Annotated in this window: 22 protein-coding genes and 10 pseudogenes; 14 read left to right on the top strand and 18 right to left on the bottom strand. The window is 23.0% G+C overall.

The window, feature by feature from the left end:
• Positions 1–264: 264 nt before the first annotated feature.
• Positions 265–1,224 (top strand): IS1595 family transposase, encoded by a 960-nt coding sequence (locus tag AAHM78_RS07845; RefSeq protein ID WP_342254891.1) that lies wholly within the window; start codon positions 265–267, stop codon positions 1,222–1,224.
• A gap of 415 nt (positions 1,225–1,639) precedes the next feature.
• On the opposite strand, the gene AAHM78_RS07840 is transcribed toward AAHM78_RS07845, so the two are convergent.
• Both AAHM78_RS07840 and AAHM78_RS07835 read right to left on the bottom strand, forming a co-directional pair.
• Positions 1,640–1,849 carry a transposase family protein gene (locus tag AAHM78_RS07840; protein WP_342253035.1) on the bottom strand — a complete coding sequence of 70 codons (210 nt, stop codon included), beginning with the start codon at positions 1,847–1,849 and terminating at the stop codon, positions 1,640–1,642.
• A gap of 192 nt (positions 1,850–2,041) precedes the next feature.
• On the bottom strand, positions 2,042–2,434 hold the full coding sequence (locus AAHM78_RS07835; RefSeq protein WP_342253710.1) for a transposase family protein: 393 nt from the start codon (positions 2,432–2,434) through the stop codon (positions 2,042–2,044).
• Between the two features lie 411 nt (positions 2,435–2,845).
• Here AAHM78_RS07835 and AAHM78_RS07830 point away from each other — a divergent pair, with 411 nt between their 5' ends.
• Entirely contained in the window at positions 2,846–3,292 is a 447-nt protein-coding gene (locus tag AAHM78_RS07830; protein ID WP_342254890.1) for a hypothetical protein, read from the top strand.
• A gap of 666 nt (positions 3,293–3,958) precedes the next feature.
• On the top strand, positions 3,959–4,162 hold the full coding sequence (locus AAHM78_RS07825) for a hypothetical protein (protein ID WP_342254889.1): 204 nt from the start codon (positions 3,959–3,961) through the stop codon (positions 4,160–4,162).
• A 363-nt stretch (positions 4,163–4,525) separates the two neighbouring features.
• Here AAHM78_RS07825 and AAHM78_RS16920 read toward each other — a convergent pair.
• A pseudogene (locus AAHM78_RS16920) lies at positions 4,526–4,723 on the bottom strand (transposase); the annotation flags it as partial.
• Positions 4,724–4,817: 94 nt separating this feature from the next.
• Between AAHM78_RS16920 and AAHM78_RS07820 the strand changes: the two are divergent.
• The 4 genes and pseudogenes from AAHM78_RS07820 to AAHM78_RS07805 all read left to right on the top strand — a co-directional run bounded on the left by AAHM78_RS07820 (position 4,818) and on the right by AAHM78_RS07805 (position 7,993).
• Positions 4,818–6,056 carry an IS256 family transposase gene (locus AAHM78_RS07820; RefSeq protein WP_342255042.1) on the top strand — a complete coding sequence of 413 codons (1,239 nt, stop codon included), beginning with the start codon at positions 4,818–4,820 and terminating at the stop codon, positions 6,054–6,056.
• A gap of 141 nt (positions 6,057–6,197) precedes the next feature.
• Positions 6,198–7,229 (top strand): annotated as a pseudogene (locus AAHM78_RS07815) (IS256 family transposase); the annotation flags it as partial.
• A gap of 79 nt (positions 7,230–7,308) precedes the next feature.
• Positions 7,309–7,677, top strand: a complete 369-nt coding sequence (locus AAHM78_RS07810) for an IS1/IS1595 family N-terminal zinc-binding domain-containing protein (RefSeq protein ID WP_342254887.1) — start codon at positions 7,309–7,311, stop codon at positions 7,675–7,677.
• A 43-nt stretch (positions 7,678–7,720) separates the two neighbouring features.
• A complete protein-coding gene (locus AAHM78_RS07805) occupies positions 7,721–7,993 on the top strand; it encodes an IS1/IS1595 family N-terminal zinc-binding domain-containing protein (protein WP_342252841.1) in 273 nt (90 codons plus the stop codon).
• A 13-nt stretch (positions 7,994–8,006) separates the two neighbouring features.
• Here the strand turns inward: AAHM78_RS07805 and AAHM78_RS07800 are convergent, their stop codons facing one another.
• The 5 genes from AAHM78_RS07800 to AAHM78_RS07780 all read right to left on the bottom strand — a co-directional run bounded on the left by AAHM78_RS07800 (position 8,007) and on the right by AAHM78_RS07780 (position 9,961).
• A complete protein-coding gene (locus AAHM78_RS07800) occupies positions 8,007–8,372 on the bottom strand; it encodes a transposase family protein (protein WP_342254958.1) in 366 nt (121 codons plus the stop codon).
• Positions 8,373–8,431: 59 nt separating this feature from the next.
• Complete coding sequence (locus AAHM78_RS07795) at positions 8,432–8,557, bottom strand: hypothetical protein (protein ID WP_342254886.1); 126 nt, start codon at positions 8,555–8,557, stop codon at positions 8,432–8,434.
• A 77-nt stretch (positions 8,558–8,634) separates the two neighbouring features.
• Positions 8,635–9,594 carry an IS1595 family transposase gene (locus AAHM78_RS07790; RefSeq protein ID WP_342254885.1) on the bottom strand — a complete coding sequence of 320 codons (960 nt, stop codon included), beginning with the start codon at positions 9,592–9,594 and terminating at the stop codon, positions 8,635–8,637.
• A gap of 74 nt (positions 9,595–9,668) precedes the next feature.
• The gene (locus AAHM78_RS07785; protein WP_342254884.1) at positions 9,669–9,803 is read right to left on the bottom strand and encodes a transposase family protein; all 135 of its coding nucleotides are present in this window, start codon (positions 9,801–9,803) and stop codon (positions 9,669–9,671) included.
• 17 nt (positions 9,804–9,820) lie between these two features.
• The gene (locus AAHM78_RS07780) at positions 9,821–9,961 is read right to left on the bottom strand and encodes a hypothetical protein (protein WP_342252928.1); all 141 of its coding nucleotides are present in this window, start codon (positions 9,959–9,961) and stop codon (positions 9,821–9,823) included.
• 75 nt (positions 9,962–10,036) lie between these two features.
• Here AAHM78_RS07780 and AAHM78_RS07775 point away from each other — a divergent pair.
• A pseudogene (locus AAHM78_RS07775) lies at positions 10,037–10,186 on the top strand (transposase); the annotation flags it as partial.
• Positions 10,187–10,188: 2 nt separating this feature from the next.
• Entirely contained in the window at positions 10,189–10,893 is a 705-nt protein-coding gene (locus AAHM78_RS07770; RefSeq protein ID WP_342254883.1) for an IS1595 family transposase, read from the top strand.
• Between the two features lie 18 nt (positions 10,894–10,911).
• Here the strand turns inward: AAHM78_RS07770 and AAHM78_RS07765 are convergent, their stop codons facing one another.
• The 3 genes and pseudogenes from AAHM78_RS07765 to AAHM78_RS16915 form a co-directional block, all read right to left on the bottom strand.
• A complete protein-coding gene (locus AAHM78_RS07765; RefSeq protein WP_342254882.1) occupies positions 10,912–11,433 on the bottom strand; it encodes a hypothetical protein in 522 nt (173 codons plus the stop codon).
• 38 nt (positions 11,434–11,471) lie between these two features.
• Positions 11,472–11,885, bottom strand: coding sequence for a hypothetical protein (locus AAHM78_RS07760; RefSeq protein ID WP_342254881.1), 414 nt, complete (start codon positions 11,883–11,885; stop codon positions 11,472–11,474).
• A 76-nt stretch (positions 11,886–11,961) separates the two neighbouring features.
• Positions 11,962–12,279, bottom strand: a pseudogene (locus AAHM78_RS16915) (IS30 family transposase); the annotation flags it as partial.
• Between the two features lie 64 nt (positions 12,280–12,343).
• Here AAHM78_RS16915 and AAHM78_RS07750 point away from each other — a divergent pair.
• The gene (locus tag AAHM78_RS07750) at positions 12,344–12,736 is read left to right on the top strand and encodes a transposase family protein (RefSeq protein ID WP_342252835.1); all 393 of its coding nucleotides are present in this window, start codon (positions 12,344–12,346) and stop codon (positions 12,734–12,736) included.
• A gap of 2 nt (positions 12,737–12,738) precedes the next feature.
• Entirely contained in the window at positions 12,739–13,152 is a 414-nt protein-coding gene (locus AAHM78_RS07745; protein WP_342255095.1) for a transposase family protein, read from the top strand.
• Between the two features lie 14 nt (positions 13,153–13,166).
• Here AAHM78_RS07745 and AAHM78_RS07740 read toward each other — a convergent pair.
• From AAHM78_RS07740 to AAHM78_RS07730, 3 genes and pseudogenes are all read right to left on the bottom strand, one after another.
• Positions 13,167–13,811: pseudogene (locus AAHM78_RS07740) on the bottom strand (IS30 family transposase); the annotation flags it as partial.
• 79 nt (positions 13,812–13,890) lie between these two features.
• Positions 13,891–14,250, bottom strand: a complete 360-nt coding sequence (locus AAHM78_RS07735; RefSeq protein WP_342254879.1) for a hypothetical protein — start codon at positions 14,248–14,250, stop codon at positions 13,891–13,893.
• Positions 14,251–14,267: 17 nt separating this feature from the next.
• Positions 14,268–14,456, bottom strand: a complete 189-nt coding sequence (locus AAHM78_RS07730) for a hypothetical protein (RefSeq protein WP_342254878.1) — start codon at positions 14,454–14,456, stop codon at positions 14,268–14,270.
• Positions 14,457–15,462: 1,006 nt separating this feature from the next.
• On the opposite strand from AAHM78_RS07730, the gene AAHM78_RS07725 reads away from it, so the two are divergent.
• Positions 15,463–16,491 carry a hypothetical protein gene (locus AAHM78_RS07725; protein ID WP_342254877.1) on the top strand — a complete coding sequence of 343 codons (1,029 nt, stop codon included), beginning with the start codon at positions 15,463–15,465 and terminating at the stop codon, positions 16,489–16,491.
• A 44-nt stretch (positions 16,492–16,535) separates the two neighbouring features.
• Here the strand turns inward: AAHM78_RS07725 and AAHM78_RS07720 are convergent.
• Positions 16,536–16,850, bottom strand: a pseudogene (locus AAHM78_RS07720) (IS3 family transposase); the annotation flags it as partial.
• A 108-nt stretch (positions 16,851–16,958) separates the two neighbouring features.
• On the opposite strand from AAHM78_RS07720, the pseudogene AAHM78_RS07715 reads away from it, so the two are divergent.
• Positions 16,959–17,282: pseudogene (locus AAHM78_RS07715) on the top strand (transposase); the annotation flags it as partial.
• Positions 17,283–17,323: 41 nt separating this feature from the next.
• Here AAHM78_RS07715 and AAHM78_RS07710 read toward each other — a convergent pair.
• Positions 17,324–18,004, bottom strand: a pseudogene (locus AAHM78_RS07710) (IS256 family transposase); the annotation flags it as partial.
• Between the two features lie 58 nt (positions 18,005–18,062).
• Positions 18,063–18,371: pseudogene (locus AAHM78_RS07705) on the bottom strand (IS30 family transposase); the annotation flags it as partial.
• Positions 18,372–18,406: 35 nt separating this feature from the next.
• Between AAHM78_RS07705 and AAHM78_RS07700 the strand changes: the two are divergent.
• Complete coding sequence (locus tag AAHM78_RS07700) at positions 18,407–19,228, top strand: IS1595 family transposase (RefSeq protein ID WP_342252843.1); 822 nt, start codon at positions 18,407–18,409, stop codon at positions 19,226–19,228.
• 59 nt (positions 19,229–19,287) lie between these two features.
• On the opposite strand, the pseudogene AAHM78_RS16910 reads toward AAHM78_RS07700, so the two are convergent.
• Positions 19,288–19,957: pseudogene (locus AAHM78_RS16910) on the bottom strand (IS30 family transposase); the annotation flags it as partial.
• Between the last annotated feature and the right edge of the window lie 51 nt (positions 19,958–20,008).

Here is a 20,008-nt window from a genome sequence, read left to right as displayed (position 1 = left end):
TTAATTGTATGGTTAATAAAGAAGGAATACCATTTCTTCCAAAACTGAGTACTGTTATAGATACTATTAAAAGATGAACTGGTTATCAACAAAATAATGGTAATATTGAACAATCAGTAACATCATGTCAATCCTCTATTAATGATTCTTGTTTAGTAGATGTTTTTAGTGAATTAGAAAGTATTGAAGAATTTTCTTTTAATTTTCACAAAAAATTTTGATATTACTTTTAATTTAAAATTAAAAGTAATATCAAAATTTTTTGTGACTAATAATGAATTAATTGATGTTTTAAAAAACAAAAAAGATGAAGAATTTATAAAAATTATTAGACATTTTAAAAATAGAATTAAACAAATTGAGAAAAAAGAAAAATTAGATGCAATTGATAAAAAATTTAAAGAAAAAGGAATTCAATGTCCAAATTGTAAATCTTATTGATGTGTAAAAAATGGTTTTAAGAATAATAAGCAAAAATATTTATGCAAAGATTGTAAAAGTAGCTTTGATGCTTTAAGAAATCATTTTTTACATTGAAGTCATTTATCTCATGAACAATGAGATTGAATAATTTGATTGTCATTGTTAGGTCAATCTGCTTATACTATTTCTCAATTTGCTAAAATTTCAAAAACATCAGCATGATTTAATCGTCAAAAATTTATGAAATCATCACAATTAGCAAAAACACAAAAACCATTCACAAAATTAAAAGGTAGAATTGAAATTGATGAAACTTTTATCAAAGAAATTCATAAAGGAAATTTCAAAAATCCAGATGATCCAAGAAAAAAATGAATTGAAGAAAATGCTAAAGATTTAAACTGTTGTATTGAAATGGCAATTGATGAAAATAAAAATATTTATGCTCAAACAACAAATACTAAAAGATTAAAAAAAAAATGAGTACAAGAAAATTTAACATCTAAGCTTATCGAAGAAAAATCAATTATAGTTTGTGATATGCAAATACTATATGATACAGTAGCTAAACAAACAAAATGTACTCTCAAGAAATTTAAATCAAAAGAAAATAAAGAATTAAATTATAAAAATTTAAGTAATATCAGTAAAATACAATCAAGTTTAAAAGAATTTATTACTCATTATCATGGCATTGGATTTACCAATATTCAAAATTACCTCAATTTATGAAAATTTAAATACCAACATTATAAAATATCACCTTATGCAAAATCTGAAGCATTATATTTCGGTTTGTAAAAAAAATAAATCCCAAAATTAAATAAAATCAAATTTTAGACCGGGTTGATGATTTTTTTTATTTCATCAAGATTTTTTGTGAAAATTAAAAGAATTTTCTAGTATTATTGGACAATTATGTAATGAAGAAGAATGAAATTTTAAAAATGATTAAGAAAATGAAATCTTTTTTGATGCTGTTGAAGAGCAGAAAGTAAATAGTAATTTTGGATCTACTACTAAACCAAGAAATAACTATGGAACATTCAATAACTATTGTGAGTCTACAAATTCTTTGGATAATGGAATTAGTAGTTCAATTCTTAAAACAGAGTTTGATGAACAATCACTTCTTTCAAAGCCACGCTCATTTACTATATAAAAACAGTATATAATAAATGTATAATAATATTTCTATATTAGACTTGGTGCAAAACTAAGGTAATTTAAAATTATATATTCCTGCTATTAAATTAAATCTTAATGCAAATCTTCGTATTTTATTGCGATATTTTAAACTTAAAATTTTAAAACGTTTTAGTTTAGCAAATACGTGTTCAATTTTAATTCTAATTTTACTTAAAGTTTTATTGTATTCTTTTTGAATTGGTGTTAATTGATTGTATTTACTTTTTTTAAATGGCAAAAATGTATTTTTATGAATATTTTGTATACCTTGATAACTCTGGATGAATAAAAGTTTTAGATTTTAGAAGCAATTTAAAATCATGAATGCTTCCAAAACAAAAAGCAGTTGAAATAATTTTTCCATTGGAAATATCAATAATTATTTGGGATTTGAGAGAATGATGTTTCTTTTTACCTGAAAAAAGTAATTTTAGTTTTTTTTAATTCTTTCAATTGGAGTTTCAGTGGCATCAATAGCTAACAAATTATTATTAGTACCTTTATTTTTTGTTAAATCTTTTTTTCAAGGTAAATTAAAAATTCCGCTTTTTATTAAAATATTTTCAATTCAAAAAATATTACGAATACAACTAGTATGACTAATATTATATCTTTTTGCAATAACTCTATAACTACTATAGTCTTTTCAATATTCTAAAGTCATTAATAAACGCTCTTCAATTACAATTTTATTTTTTCTACCACCATAATATTTTTGTTTAGACTCAGCAATTTTTAAAATTTCAAGCATTTTATAAAATGTTTGTGGCTTTATGCCGACTAAACTATAAAATTCTTGATCATCTTTATATTTTTTCAACATAATAACTATCACCTTTAATATTAATAATAATCGTTAAATTGTTAAAATTAAAGGTTTTGCACCAAGTCTATTATATAATTATATGATTTTGAAATTTAATAAATCAGAAAAAAGTATTTTAGTAAATTAAAGTACTTTTTTTATTGTATATTTATTTTTTCAATTATAAATTTAAATTGGGATTTAATCAAAATACCATATAATTCAATATTATTTTATACTTTTTTAAATTTACAATTGTTTATATTAAATAAAGTTAGAAAAATTATATTTTTGATGAATCTTAATATTGGTACAAGGAAACCACTAATATAAATTAGAACTATTCTGATATTTTTTATTTTTAAATTTAATTAAAAATCAGATTATCAAAAATGTTATTTTTAACATATATAGAATGAGAAAAAATTAATGGATACTAGTGATGAAGAAAATATTTCTGTAGAAGATTTACAAAAGCAACTAGAAAAGATTACTCAAGAAAAAGAGGAAGTTCAATCTAAATTAGATGAAACTAGTAAGGCTAAAGAAGAAGTAGAATCTAAGTTAGAAGAAGCAAATAAAGAAAAAGAGGAAGTTCAATCTAAATTAGATGAAACTAGTAAGGCTAAAGAAGAAGTAGAATCTAAATTAGAAGAAACTAATAAAGAAAAAGAGGAAGTTCAATCTAAATTAGATGAATCTAGTAAGGCTAAAGAAGAAGTAGAATCTAAATTAGAAGAAACTAATAAAGAAAAAGAGGAAGTTCAATCTAAATTAGATGAATCTAGTAAGGCTAAAGAAGAAGTAGAATCTAAGTTAGAAGAAGCTAATAAAGAAATTGAAAAATTAAAAGAAGAAAGAGGAAGTTCAATCTAAATTAGATGAATCTAGTAAGGCTAAAGAAGAAGTAGAATTTAAGTTAGAAGAAGCTAATAAAGAAATTGAAAAATTAAAAGAAGAAAGAGGAAGTTCAATCTAAATTAGATGAAACTAGTAAGGCTAAAGAAGAAGTAGAATTTAAGTTAGAAGAAGTTAATAAAGAAAAAGAAAATATAAGTAAAGAAAAATTAAAAACTGTAGTGATAATGAAAAATTACAAGAACTAAAAAATAAGTTAGAAGAAGCTAATAAAGAAATTGAAAAATTAAAAGAAGAAATTGATAATGCTAATGATAATGAAAAAATAAAAGAATTAGAAATTAAATTAGAAGAAGCTAATAAAGAAGTATCTAAATTAAAAGAAGAAATTAAAAACTGTAGTGATAATGAAAAATTACAAGAACTAAAAAATAAGTTAGAAGAAGCTAATAAAGAAATTGAAAAATTAAAAAAACAATTAAATAAAAAAGATAATAATGAAATAAAGCCTAATCCTAAAATTGAATTATTAAAAGAGAAATTAGAAAGACTTGAAAAGAAATTAAAAGAAAAGGAAAAAGAAATTCAAAATATTAAAAATGATCCAGAGTCATTAGAGGACTTAGAAGCTAATATAGAAGAAAAAGAAGCTATTGAAAAAAAATCAATAGTGTTAAAAAACAATTGGAAATTTTAATAAAAGAAGAAGAAAAAAATAAGATTCATTTAATTAATTGTCAAATTTTACAAGAACAATTAAAAGAAATAAATGAAAAAATTGATAATTGTCAATCTAATGAAAAAAATGATAATAGTCAATGTTGTGAAACAATTAATAAAAAAATGGATCAACTTCTAAACTATAATAATGATAAATCTATGAAATAAATTGAAAAATTAAACAAAAATATTGAAGAAAAGAATAAACAAATTAAAGAATTAGAAGCAAAAATAAATAATATTAATAATAATAGTCAAGAAATTAAAGATAAGTTAAGTGAATTAGAAAATAATAAAAATAATTTAAGGCTTTTATCGCTTTATGTACTATTTTTAAATTTTATCACATAAATGGAGATAAAAGCCTACCCAGGAAATTATCCCCGCATGTATTTAAATCAAACACAAAATTACAGTTTCAAAACTAGGTATGTTATTGAATTTATATGCTGATTCTTTTGCATATAAATGAATATTGTGCTTTGAAACTGAGGCTTTTATGTAATCTGTGTATCTTTGTTTTACAAGGTACTAGTTTAGATTAATTCTGTCTTCAAATTTTATCATAAAATGAGCAATTGCTGTATTTCAATTTTGAATAGGCATTGTTCATTTTTTTGTTATATTTTCAATTGCTAAGTAAAATATTTTGAAAACCGCCGTATCGTTAGGAAAAACTTTTTTATTTCTAATAACTTTTCGTAATTGACTATTAACAGATTCAATAGCGGTAATGTTTAGTAATCTGTGTAACTTACAAAAATAACTATGTTTAATTAATTCTAGTAAATATAATTAAATGACCAGAAAGAGTGAGTTACAAATGGTTAAAAAACAAAACATTAATAATAATGATCCAATATCACAAGCAGTAGATTTATTACTAGAAAATACTGAAGATTTAACAACAGTTTTTAAAGAAGGAGGTTTATATAAAGAATTAACAAAAAGATTAGTGGAAAAAATGTTGAATTCTGAAATGCAAAATTATTTAGGATATGAAAAAAATCAACATAGTAATAGTGAAAATGCTCGTAATGGCATAACTTCAAAAAAATTAATAACTCAAGAAGGTAAAATTGAAATTGATGTACCACGAGATCGTAATAGTAATTTTACTCCTGTAATAGTGCCAAAAAGACAAAGAAGATTTGATGGTTTTGATCAAAAAGTTCTTTCACTATATGCAAAAGGTATGACAGTATCTGACATTAGAATGCAGTTGCAAGAGTTATATCATGGTGCAGATATTAGTGAAAGTGTTATTAGTCAAATTACTGATGATGTTATTGATGATGTCAAAGCATGGCAAAATCGGCCATTAGAAAGTATTTATCCGATTGTTTATTTTGATTGTATAGTAGTTAAAGTACGACAAGATAAACGGATTATTAACAAATCAGTTTATATAGCACTAGGAGTTGATTTAGAAGGTAAAAAAGATGTTTTAGGTTTATGAATTAGTGAAAATGAAGGTTCTAAATTTTGATTATCTAATTTTACAGAAATGAAAAATCGAGGCTTAAATGATATTCTTATTGCTTGTAGCGATAATTTAACAGGCATGTCAGAAGCAATACAATCAGTTTATCCTAAAACCGAACATCAATTATGCATAGTTCATCAAATTAGAAATAGTTTAAAATATGTTTCATACAAACATCGAAAAGCACTAGTTGCAGATTTAAAACCAATTTATAGTGCATGTAGTGAAGAACAAGCAACGCAAGCTTTAGAATTGTTTGAAAATAAATGAAATAAACAATATCCTCAAATTACTAAATCCTGATATAAAAATTGAGATAATTTAATGGTTTTTATTAGTTATCCTGCAGAAATCAAAAGAGTGATTTATACCACAAATGCTATTGAATCTGTTAATAGTCAATTACGAAAAGTTATAAGAAATAAAAAAGTTTTTCCTAACGATATGGCGGTTTTTAAAATATTTTACTTAGCAATCGAAAATATAACAAAAAAATGAACAATGCCCATTCAAAATTGAAATACAGCAATTGCTCATTTTATGATAAAATTTGAAGACAGAATTAATCTAAACTAGTACCTTGTAAAACAAAGATACACAGATTACATAAAAGCCTCAAATTTGGTAATGTTTAGTAATCTGTGTAACTTACAAAAATAACTATGTTTAATTAATTCTAGTAAATATAATTAAATGACTAGAAAGAGTGAGTTACAAATGGTTAAAAAACAAAACATTAATAATAATGATCCAATATCACAAGCAGTAGATTTATTACTAGAAAATACTGAAGATTTAACAACAGTTTTTAAAGAAGGGGGTTTATATAAAGAATTAACAAAAAGATTAGTGGAAAAAATGTTGAATTCTGAAATGCAAAATTATTTAGGATATGAAAAAAATCAACATAGTAATAGTGAAAATGCTCGTAATGGCATAACTTCAAAAAAATTAATAACTCAAGAAGGTAAAATTGAAATTGATGTACCACGAGATCGTAATAGTAATTTTACTCCTGTAATAGTGCCAAAAAGACAAAGAAGATTTGATGGTTTTGATCAACAAGTTCTTTCACTATATGCAAAAGGTATGACAGTATCTGACATTAGACTGCAGTTGCAAGAGTTATATCATGGTGCAGATATTAGTGAAAGTGTTATTAGTCAAATTACTGATGATGTTATTGATGATGTCAAAGCATGGCAAAATCGGCCATTAGAAAGCATTTATCCGATTGTTTATTTTGATTGTATAGTAGTTAAAGTACGACAAGATAAACGGATTATTAACAAATCAGTTTATATAGCACTAGGAGTTGATTTAGAAGGTAAAAAAGATGTTTTAGGTTTATGAATTAGTGAAAATGAAGGTTCTAAATTTTGATTATCTAATTTTACAGAAATGAAAAATCGAGGCTTAAATGATATTCTTATTGCTTGTAGTGATAATTTAACAGGCATGTCAGAAGCAATACAATCAGTTTATCCTAAAACCGAACATCAATTATGAATAGTTCATCAAATTAGAAATAGTTTAAAATATGTTTCATACAAACATCGAAAATCTCTAGTTACAGATTTAAAACCAATTTATAGTGCATGTAGTGAAGAACAAGCAATGCAAGCTTTAGAATCGTTTGAAAATAAATGAAATAAACAATATCCTCAAATTACTAAATCTTGATATAAAAATTGAGATAATTTAATGGTTTTTATTAGTTATCCACCAGAAATTAAAAGAGTAATTTATTTTAATTTTCACAAAAAATCTTGATATTACTTTTAATTGAAAATTAAAAGTAATATTTTTATATCAGGGATGATTTTTTGTGACTAATAATGAATTAATTGATGTTTTCAAAAACAAAAAAGATGCAGAATTTATAAAAATTATTAGACATTTTAAAAATAGAATTAAACAAATTGAGAAAAAAGAAAAATTAGATGCAATTGATAAAAAATTTAAAGAAAAAGGAATTCAATGTCCAAATTGTAAATCTTATTGATGTGTAAAAAATGATTTTAAGAATAATAAGCCAAAATATTTATGCAAAGATTGTAAAAGTAGCTTTGATGCTTTAAGAAATCATTTTTTACATTGAAGTCATTTATCTCATGAACAATGAGATTGAATAATTTGATTGTCATTGTTAGGTCAATCTTTTAATTTTCACAAAAAATCTTGATATTACTTTTAATTTAAAATTAAAAGTAATATTTTTATATCAGGGGTGATTTTTTGTGACTAATAATGAATTAATTGATGTTTTAAAAAACAAAAAAGATGAAGAATTTATAAAAATTATTAGACATTTTAAAAATAGAATTAAACAAATTGAGAAAAAAGAAAAATTAGATGCAATTGATAAAAAATTTAAAGAAAAAGGAATTCAATGTCCAAATTGTAAATCTTATTGATGTGTAAAAAATGGTTTTAAGAATAATAAGCAAAAATATTTATGCAAAGATTGTAAAAGTAGCTTTGATGCTTTAAGAAATCATTTTTTACATTAGACTTGGTGCAAAACTAAGGTAATTCAAAATTATATATTCCTGCTATTAAATTAAATCTTAATGCAAATCTTCGTATTTTATTGCGATATTTTAAACTTAAAATTTTAAAACGTTTTAGTTTAGCAAATACGTGTTCAATTTTAATTCTAATTTTACTTAAAGTTTTATTGTATTCTTTTTGAATTGGTGTTAATTGATTGTATTTACTTTTTTTAAATGGCAAAAATGTATTTTTATGAATATTTTGTATACCTTGATAACCTGAATCAACAAAAACTTGTTTTTCTGGATGAATAAAAGTTTTAGATTTTAGAAGCAATTTAAAATCATGAATGCTTCCAAAACAAAAAGCAGTTGAAATAATTTTTCCATTGGAAATATCAATAATTATTTGGGATTTGAGAGAATGATGTTTCTTTTTACCTGAAAAAATTAATTTTAGTTTTTTTTAATTCTTTCAATTGGATTTTCAGTAGCATCAATAGCTAACAAATTATTATTAGTACCTTTATTTTTTGTTAAATCTTTTTTTCCAGGTAAATTAAAAATTCTTTTAATTTTCAAAAAAACTCTTGATGAAATAAAAAAAATCATCAACCTGGCCTAAAATTTGATTTTATTTAATTTTGGGATTTATTTTTTTACAAACTGAAATATAATGCTTCAGATTTTGCATAAGGTGATATTTTATAATGTTGGTATTTAAATTTTCATAAATTGAGGTAATTTTGAATATTGGTAAATCCAATGCCATGATAATGAGTAATAAATTCTTTTAAACTTGATTGTATTTTACTGATATTACTTAAATTTTTATAATTTAATTCTTTATTTTCTTTTGATTTAAATTTCTTGAGAGTACATTTTGTTTGTTTAGCTACTGTATCATATAGTATTTGCATATCACAAACTATAATTGATTTTTCTTCAATAAGCTTAGATTTTAAATTTTCTTGTACTCATTTTTTTGTTAATCTTTTAGTATTTGTTGTTTGAGCATAAATATTTTTATTTTCATCAATTGCCATTTCAATACAACAGTTTAAATCTTTAGCATTTTCTTCAATTCATTTTTTTCTTGGATCATCTGGATTTTTGAAATTTCCTTTATGAATTTCTTTGATAAAAGTTTCATCAATTTCAATTCTACCTTTTAATTTTGTGAATGGTTTTTGTGTTTTTGCTAATTGTGATGATTTCATAAATTTTTGACGATTAAATCATGCTGATGTTTTTGAAATTTTAGCAAATTGAGAAATAGTATAAGCAGATTGACCTAACAATGACAATCAAATTATTCAATCTCATTGTTCATGAGATAAATGACTTCAATGTAAAAAATGATTTCTTAAAGCATCAAAGCTACTTTTACAATCTTTGCATAAATATTTTTGCTTATTATTCTTAAAACCATTTTTTACACATCAATAAGATTTACAATTTGGACATTGAATTCCTTTTTCTTTAAATTTTTTATCAATTGCATCTAATTTTTCTTTTTTCTCAATTTGTTTAATTCTATTTTTAAAATGTCTAATAATTTTTATAAATTCTTCATCTTTTTTGTTTTTTAAAACATCAATTAATTCATTATTAGTCACAAAAAATCACCCCTGATATAAAAATATTACTTTTAATTTAAAATTAAAAGTAATATCAAGATTTTTTGTGAAAATTAAAAAAAAATTCCGCTTTTTGTTAAAATATTTTCAATTCAAAAAATATTACGAATGCAACTAGTATGACTAATATTATATCTTTTTGCAATAACTCTATAACCACTATAGTCTTTTCAATATTCTAAAGTCATTAATAAACGCTCTTCAATTACAATTTTATTTTTTCTACCACCATAATATTTTGTTTAGACTCAGCAATTTTTAAAATTTCAAGCATTTTATAAAATGTTTGTGTCTTTATGCCGACTAAACTATAAAATTCTTGATCATCTTTATATTTTTTCAACATAATAACTATCACCTTTAATATTAATAATAATCGTTAAATTGTTAAAATTAAAGGTTTTGCACCAAGTCTAATAAAACTTTAAGTAAAATTAGAATTAAAATTGAACACGTATTTGCTAAACTAAAACGTTTTAAAATTTTAAGTTTAAAATATCGCAATAAAATACGAAGATTTGCATTAAGATTTAATTTAATAGCAGGAATATATAATTTTGAATTACCTTAGTTTTGCACCAAGTCTATTGAAGTCATTTATCTCATGAACAATGAGATTGAATAATTTGATTGTCATTGTTAGGTCAATCTGCTTATACTATTTCTCAATTTGCTAAAATTTCAAAAACATCAGCATGATTTAATCGTCAAAAATTTATGAAATCATCACAATTAGCAAAAACACAAAAACCATTCACAAAATTAAAAGGTAGAATTGAAATTGATGAAACTTTTATCAAAGAAATTCATAAAGGAAATTTCGAAAATCCAGATGATCCAAGAAAAAAATGAATTGAAGAAAATGCTAAAGATTTAAACTGTTGTATTGAAATGGCAATTGATGAAAATAAAAATATTTATGCTCAAACAACAAATACTAAAAGATTAACAAAAAAATGAGTACAAGAAAATTTAACATCTAAGCTTATCGAAGAAAAATCAATTATAGTTTGTGATATGCAAATACTATATGATACAGTAGCTAAACAAACAAAATGTACTCTCAAGAAATTTAAATCAAAAGAAAATAAAGAATTAAATTATAAAAATTTAAGTAATATCAGTAAAATACAATCAAGTTTAAAAGAATTTATTACTCATTATCATGGCATTGGATTTACCAATATTCAAAATTACCTCAATTTATGAAAATTTAAATACCAACATTATAAAATATCACCTTATGCAAAATCCGAAGCATTATATTTCAGTTTGTAAAAAAAATAAATCCCAAAATTAAATAAAATCAAATTTTAGGCCCGGTTGATGATTTTTTTTATTTCATCAAGAGTTTTTTTGAAAATTAAAAGTTTTTTCTGTTTTAATAATTCCGCATAACATTCATCTTGATGTTGTTTCATTATTGGAAATATAAGGTATTGATTCTCCAACAACTTCACCAGCAACTTTATATGCTCTTCCTGCTTTATCATCTTTAATAAAATCTACATAAATAACCGTTCTTTCTAACACATATCTTTTCATTGCTCTTGGTGTTGCTAAAACAAAAGTCATTAATTGTTGTTCATTTTTATCATTAGTAAAAATCATATAATCATCAAGAAAGATTTCACATAATACACCCTTTACATATAAATTATTTCCATTTAAACGTAATTGTTGAGCTAACTGATTATCGGTAATTAAACCTTTATTATCTGCTAAATAAACTAAACTATCATAAAGACCATTAGTAATAAAAAATTTACTATTTGCAATGTTTCTAAATTGAAATAAAGTATTTCAAGCAGATAACATTGATTTTAAATATCATATTGGTGTTGTATCTTCAATATCTATTTTAGTAGCAGATTTTCAATTGCTTGTGTATCATCAATTGCTAATTTATCTGCTAAATCATTTGCAACTTCATATTGCATACTATCTAATAAATTTTGTCCATTATTTGCATTTAAATCTACATCTGCAATAATTTCTCCTGCAAGATATTTTTTAGTTATTTTTTTACTAATTTTATCTGTATCAACATATGGCAATTCATATCTTTTACTTTTATCATCTCAAGCAATAATTTTCACTTCTGGTTTTTTTGGTTTTTTAACAATAAACTCAATATTTACTGAATCAACAATTTCAGTAGGGAAAAAATTTGCCCATGGACTATTTGATATTTTAAAAAACTCTATAAATTCTGGTGCTTCTACTAATCTCTCTGTATTTTCTAAATTTTGATTAAATGGTACTGACATTTTATTTCTTCCTTTCGTTTATAAATAATTTTTCTTTTTATAATTCCTGAGTTGTAAATATAAATGGGACAGTTTTTTAAAATAATTGTATTAAATCTATTGGTCTTTTATAAGAGAGCGATTTTCTGGGTGTAGAATTAATTTGAAATGCTATAAAATTTAAATCTTTTTGTTTATATGAAGATAGATCTGTAGATTTTGGTAAATATCTTCTTAAAATACCATTATTATTTTCATTTAAACCCCTTTGGCAAGGTTTACCAGGATCTGCAAAATAAATTTTGACATTACAAATTTTTTCGATTAATCTTCATTTACTAAATTCTTTACCACGATCAAAAGTAATGGTTTTAACTGTTCCTTTTTGTAACTTTGAAATAAATTTTATTAGACTTGGTGCAAAACCTTTAATTTTAACAATTTAACGATTATTATTAATATTAAAGGTGATAGTTATTATGTTGAAAAAATATAAAGATGATCAAGAATTTTATAGTTTAGTCGGCATAAAGCCACAAACATTTTATAAAATGCTTGAAATTTTAAAAATTGCTGAGTCTAAACAAAAATATTATGGTGGTAGAAAAAATAAAATTGTAATTGAAGAGCGTTTATTAATGACTTTAGAATATTGAAAAGACTATAGTAGTTATAGAGTTATTGCAAAAAGATATAATATTAGTCATACTAGTTGCATTCGTAATATTTTTTGAATTGAAAATATTTTAATAAAAAGCGGAATTTTTAATTTACCTGGAAAAAAAGATTTAACAAAAAATAAAGGTACTAATAATAATTTGTTAGCTATTGATGCTACTGAAACTCCAATTGAAAGAATTAAAAAAAACTAAAATTACTTTTTTCAGGTAAAAAGAAACATCATTCTCTCAAATCCCAAATAATTATTGATATTTCCAATGGAAAAATTATTTCAACTGCTTTTTGTTTTGGAAGTATTCATGATTTTAAATTGCTTCTAAAATCTAAAACTTTTATTCATCCAGAAAAACAAGTTTTTGTTGATTCAGGTTATCAAGGTATACAAAATATTCATAAAAATACATTTTTGCCATTTAAAAAAAGTAAATACAATCAATTAACACCAATTCAAAAAGAATACAATAAAACTTTAAGTAAAATTAGAATTAAAATTGAACACGTATTTGCTAAACTAAAACGTTTTAAAATTTTAAGTTTAAAATATCGCAATAAAATACGAAGATTTGCATTAAGATTTAATTTAATAGCAGGAATATATAATTTTTAATTACCTTAGTTTTGCACCAAGTCTATTATACTTTTCGTAATATTTTCTGATTTATGATTTTTAGTTACTAAAGGAATTGTGGTTTTTGATCATATATCAGCCAAAGTAATAATAGAACTTTTATGATCTTTGCCAATGATAGTATCACCTTCTAAATGACCAAATTCTTGTATATTTTTAATATTAGGAATGATTAAATTTCTTTCATGAATAGACTTACAATTATTAATTTTGCCCCTATTTTCTTTTTGTTTGTGAGATTTATTTTTGCCTTTTCTCAATAAGTTATTTTCATCAAAACCCATTCGATTTGTTTTAAACATGTTATATAAAGTTTTTGTTGAAATACTTTTTATTTTATTTTCCTTTAAAAAGTTAGCAATTATATCAAGAGCATACTTTTTAGTAATTAACAAATGATTAATACTATTAATTTCTGTTAAATTTAAAATTATTAATTTTCTGCCTGCATTTTGTTTATTTTTTTGAAATTGATTCAATATTTCTAATGGCAATAAGTTTTTATTTAATAATCTACAAACTCTATGTACAGTTGATTTATTATAATCAACAATTTTTGCTATTTTACGAATCGAAAATCCATAATTTTTATATTCTTTTATTGCTATTATTGATTCAATACTCAGATACTTATACATTGCGCTAATTCCTTTCTTTTCTTAATTATAGACCTAACACAATTTAATTTTTATATAAGTGTCCTTTTTAATTTTACAATTAAAGATTAATTAAAAAATTTTCTTTATCATTTGTTTTATTATTAATAATTATTTGTTTATTGCCACCTGTATTAATTGTTTGTTTAAATACTGGTTGTTCTTTAATCATTTTTTTAATAGTTTCTTCAATTTTTGAATTTTCTAAATTATTAGTTTTAAATTTTAAATAATCATAAAATTCAGTTTTAACTTGATATTTTTTAAATATATTAATAATTTCTTTTTCTTTAATTTCTTGATTAAGTTTATTTAATTTATTTTCTGCTTCATTAACTTTATTTTCTATTTCTTGTGAAGAAGCATTGTTTTCAGTTAAAGGTTCAGTTGTTTGTTGAACATTATTTTCATTTTCTAACATTTAACATTCTCCTAATCTTATCCCAATAATCAATCTTTAACTAATTGTGGCATTTCACTTATTAATTTTTTATAATCATTAACAGCATTTTCCAATATTTCAATATCAGAAAATTTAAAACAATTATCAATATGTAAATCAAAATCTCTATCAATATAGATATCATGTTTAAAATTATATTTTTCATTAAATTCAATTTTTGTCATGTTATTTTTCTCCTTTATTAATTTTGGCTTTTATCCCTTTATGTAGTATTTTTAAATTTTATCACATAAATGGAGATAAAAGCCTACCTAGGAAATTATCCCTGCATGTATTTAAATCAAACACAAAATTACAGTTTCAAAACTAGGTATGTTATTGAATTTATATGCTGATTCGTTTTGCATATAAATGAATATTGTGCTTTGAAACTCTTATGTGTGTTCGGAAAGTTCGTCGGATGTGCTTTCATGCTGATTCAATCTGGTTTGTGTTTACAACTCAGGTTATTAAAGAATCTAATAATTAAATTATTTTTAATATTTAAACTACTTTGTCTAAAACTTTTTTTCTGATTTTTTATCATTATTTTATATTTATTTTGATTATATTTCTTTATGATATCATCTTTAATAGTTTTGTTTTTTTAGCTTCTTCCATATTTTTTGCTTTTTAGTTTATATTCAATTATATTTTTAATAAAAAAATAAATTAAATAAACTTTATTTAAAATACTAGATAAAAATATATTGTGAAATACGTTTTATTTCTTTATAATAAATATAAAAATTAATATAAGTTTTTTAATCCATTTACTTTCATTTCAAAGTAAATGGTTTTTTTTATTTTGAAGGGGATGAAAAGATGATTAATACAGAAAAATTACCTTTATTAAAAATAAATGAACACATTAATTATAATGGAATTAATAATTCAAATATGTCAATAAATCATAATGATTCATCTAGTACTGAAAGTATTATAACTTTAGATGATGATCAAATAACAAACGGAAGAGAAAATAATAATTTAAACAATTTAGTAATTGATGGTGGTTCAGTAAATACTATTGTTAATTTTACCAATGATTGAAGGGATACTGATGATCGTTATGGTGGAAAAACACAAAAAAGATTAGATATTAATGGTAATTGAGAATATAATACGAAATTTATAACAGGTGATGTTTTAAATGAAAAAATAGCAAATATTAATAATCAATTATATTTAATGAAAGAAATTATATTAAATGATGGTGCAGTTATTTTAGAATTATCAAATTTAAATGAAAATAAAAAAATTGAAACAAAATATAAAATATACAATAATGAAGAAGAAAGAGAATACAATAATAATTTAAATGACTTTGATTTAACTACTTTTTTACCAATAAATAAAGAAAAACCTAATTTTTTAAAAAAATTTTTAAGTTCAAAATATATGTTTTTACCTAATACAATTTTTTTAAATTTTGCTTTCGGATCAGTATTATTATTTGAAGCTAAAAATTATTTTCATAAAGAAAAATTACCTGAAAATCTTTATCATAATTTTTGAGATGTATTAATGAGTGGTATTAGTGGTGTTATAGTAATGAATTTATCTTATTTAAATTACAAACTTATTTCTTTAAAAAATAAATGAAAATACTTATCTTTTTCTTTAGTAATTGGTGGTATTAGTATTTGAGATCAATTTTTATATTTACATGTTAGTGAAGAAAATTTCAACTTCATCTCTTTTATAGAAAGAATAAGTATCTTTTTTACTAGTATTTTAATTGAAGAATTAATTTTTGATAAAATTGCTCAACCTTGCATTGAAAAATTATGACAAAATTTAAAAAATCAAAACTTTTCAAAAATTATTAAATATGGTAGTACTGTTAGTATGCTTCTTTTTGTATCAATTTTTAAAAATATATTAACTGGTCTTTATGGCGAAGAAAAAGAAATAAATTTAGAAAATATTAAAAAAGCACTTCCACTAACACTATTGACAGTAATTCTTGAAAATACTCTTACTTCTTTTTCTTTTTCTTATTTTGATTGATTTTGAACCAAAATTTCAATTGCAAAAGAAATAGCAACCAATAGTATAAAAGGAATAGAAAGATTTGCTAATCAACAAGCACAAAATTATAGTTTTAAAAAATTAATAAAACAATTTAATTTTCAACCATTTAATGCAAACTTAATAAATGAAAGCGAACCGATAGATCATCCAGATTCAAATCAACCATCTATCCAAGTTATGTAAAAGTAAAGTCATTAACTCCTCTGGAATGGCAACCTTTTTTAGGACTATTTTTTGGTAGACATTTGTTTTTGATAATTAACTGGAGTTAGGTAGTTTAAAATGCTATGAATTCGTATGTTGTTATATCAATTGATATAATCAAATAATTCTAATTTTAATTGGATTAATGATGTAAAATTTTTATCATTAATAAATTCAGTTTTGAAAGTTTTAAAAGTTGCTTCAGCAACAGCATTGTCATAAGGACAACCTTTTTTGCTTAAAGAGTGAGTAATATTGAATGCCAGTAAAAGTTTATCAATAATTTTATTATTAAATTCATTACCTCGATCGCTATGAAATATTTGAATGTCTTTTAAACAGCGATTTGATTGGTAATGTTTAGTAATCTGTGTAACTTACAAAAATAACTATGTTTAATTAATTCTAGTAAATATAATTAAATGACTAGAAAGAGTGAGTTACAAATGGTTAAAAAACAAAACATTAATAATAATGATCCAATATCACAAGCAGTAGATTTATTACTAGAAAATACTGAAGATTTAACAACAGTTTTTAAAGAAGGGGGTTTATATAAAGAATTAACAAAAAGATTAGTGGAAAAAATGTTGAATTCTGAAATGCAAAATTATTTAGGATATGAAAAAAATCAACATAGTAATAGTGAAAATGCTCGTAATGGCATAACTTCAAAAAAATTAATAACTCAAGAAGGTAAAATTGAAATTGATGTACCACGAGATCGTAATAGTAATTTTACTCCTGTAATAGTGCCAAAAAGACAAAGAGAGGCTTTTATGTAATCTGTGTATCTTTGTTTTACAAGGTACTAGTTTAGATTAATTCTGTCTTCAAATTTTATCATAAAATGAGCAATTGCTGTATTTCAATTTTGAATAGGCATTGTTCATTTTTTTGTTATATTTTCAATTGCTAAGTAAAATATTTTGAAAACTGCCATATCGTTAGGAAAAACTTTTTTATTTCTAATAACTTTTCGTAATTGACTATTAACAGATTCAATAGCATTTGTAGTATAAATTACTCTTTTAATTTCTGGTGGATAACTAATAAAAACCATTAAATTATCTCAATTTTTATATCAAGATTTAGTAATTTGAGGATATTGTTTATTTCATTTATTTTCAAACGATTCTAAAGCTTGCATTGCTTGTTCTTCACTACATGCACTATAAATTGGTTTTAAATCTGTAACTAGAGATTTTCGATGTTTGTATGAAACATATTTTAAACTATTTCTAATTTGATGAACTATGCATAATTGATGTTCGGTTTTAGGATAAACTGATTGTATTGCTTCTGACATGCCTGTTAAATTATCACTACAAGCAATAAGAATATCATTTAAGCCTCGATTTTTCATTTCTGTAAAATTAGATAATCAAAATTTAGAACCTTCATTTTCACTAATTCATAAACCTAAAACATCTTTTTTACCTTCTAAATCAACTCCTAGTGCTATATAAACTGATTTGTTAATAATCCGTTTATATAGCACTAGGAGTTGATTTAGAAGCCTGAGTTGTAAATATAAATGGGACAGTTTTTTAAAATAATTGTATTAAATCTATTGGTCTTTTATAAGAGAGCGATTTTCTGGGTGTAGAATTAATTTGAAATGCTATAAAATTTAAATCTTTTTGTTTATATGAAGATAGATCTGTAGATTTTGGTAAATATCTTCTTAAAATACCATTATTATTTTCATTTAAACCCCTTTGGCAAGGTTTACCAGGATCTGCAAAATAAATTTTGACATTACAAATTTTTTCGATTAATCTTCATTTACTAAATTCTTTACCACGATCAAAAGTAATGGTTTTAACTGTTCCTTTTTGTAACTTTGAAATAAATTTCGGACTTCTCCCCACATGTACTTGTGGAGGAAACAATGAAATTGAATGAGTTCAACAATATATTTCAAACAGAAAAAGATTGTTTGAAATATATAGCAAGTTTGAAGGAAAACAAATGTATGAGGTGTTCTTGAACAAATTTGAATACTTCTGATTTAAGAAGAATAAGATGTTTGAAATGTCATCAAACATTTAGTATTCTTCATGACACCATTTTTTACAAGTCACAAACACCTTTGACATCTTGGTTTTATCTCATCTTTAGATGAATAAACACCAAACATGGAATTCCATCAACTGATGTTGCAAAAGAATTGGGAGTAACTTTGAAAACTGCTTGAAGAATGGGTCATAAAATCCGAAGTGCAATTGCAAAACAAGAACCTCAATTCATTGTTGAGGGCATAGTGCAAATGGATGAAATGTATCTTTCACATATGGGTTTTAAAAAACAAGGAAGATCCTTAAAAAATAAAACTTTGATTGTTGGGATTTATGAAAAAACAACCAATAATTTAATTGTGAAAGTGTTGAAAAATGCAAATCAAAAAAATCTTTTGCAATTTGCAAGAAACCACATTTCTTCAAAGTGTGATGTACATACTGATTCTTGAAAAGGATATCGCCATTTTAAATCAGTTTTCACTAAGCATGAAACAGTTAACCATCAAGATGGCTATGTTTCAAAAACTGGTGTAAACATAAACCAGATTGAATCGGCATGAAAGCACATCAGACGAACATTTAAAACACATATCAAAGTTGAAAAACATCATGTTCATTTATACGCAAAAGAATCGGCATATAAATTCAACAATATACCTAGTTTTGAAACTGTAATGTTATGTTTGATTTAAAAATGTGGGGAGAAGTCCGTAGATAGGCTTTTCTCAGCATTTATGTGATAAAATTTAAAAATAGTACATAAAGGGAGAAAAGCCATAAATTTTATTATACTTTTCGTAATATTTTCTGATTTATGATTTTTAGTTACTAAAGGAATTGTGGTTTTTGATCATATATCAGCCAAAGTAATAATAGAACTTTTATGATCTTTGCCAATGATAGTATCACCTTCTAAATGACCAAATTCTTGTATATTTTTAATATTAGGAATGATTAAATTTCTTTCATGAATAGACTTACAATTATTAATTTTGCCCCTAGTTTCTTTTTGTTTGTGAGATTTATTTTTGCCTTTTCTCAATAAGTTATTTTCATCAAAACCCATTCGATTTGTTTTAAACATGTTATATAAAGTTTTTGGTTGAAATACTTTTTATTTTATTTTCCTTTAAAAAGTTAGCAATTATATCAAGATCATACTTTTTAGTAATTAACAAATGATTAATACTATTAATTTCTGTTAAAGTTAAAATTATTAATTTTCTGCCTGCATTTTGTTTATTTTTTTGAAATTGATTCAATATTTCTAATGGCAATAAGTTTTTATTTAATAATCTACAAACTCTATGTACAGTTGATTTACTATAATCAACAATTTTTGCTATTTTACGAATCGAAAATCCATAATTTTTATATTCTTTTATTGCTATTATTGATTCAATACTCAGATACTTATACATTGCGCTAATTCCTTTCTTTTCTTAATTATAGACCTAACACAATTTAATTTT

Source organism: Spiroplasma endosymbiont of Zeiraphera isertana, from assembly GCF_964030805.1.
Classification (GTDB): domain Bacteria; phylum Bacillota_I; class Bacilli_A; order Mycoplasmatales; family VBWQ01; genus Spiroplasma_E.
The sequence above is the reverse complement of the archived record's forward strand: the minus strand, read 5'-3'. Positions and strand labels throughout refer to the sequence as shown.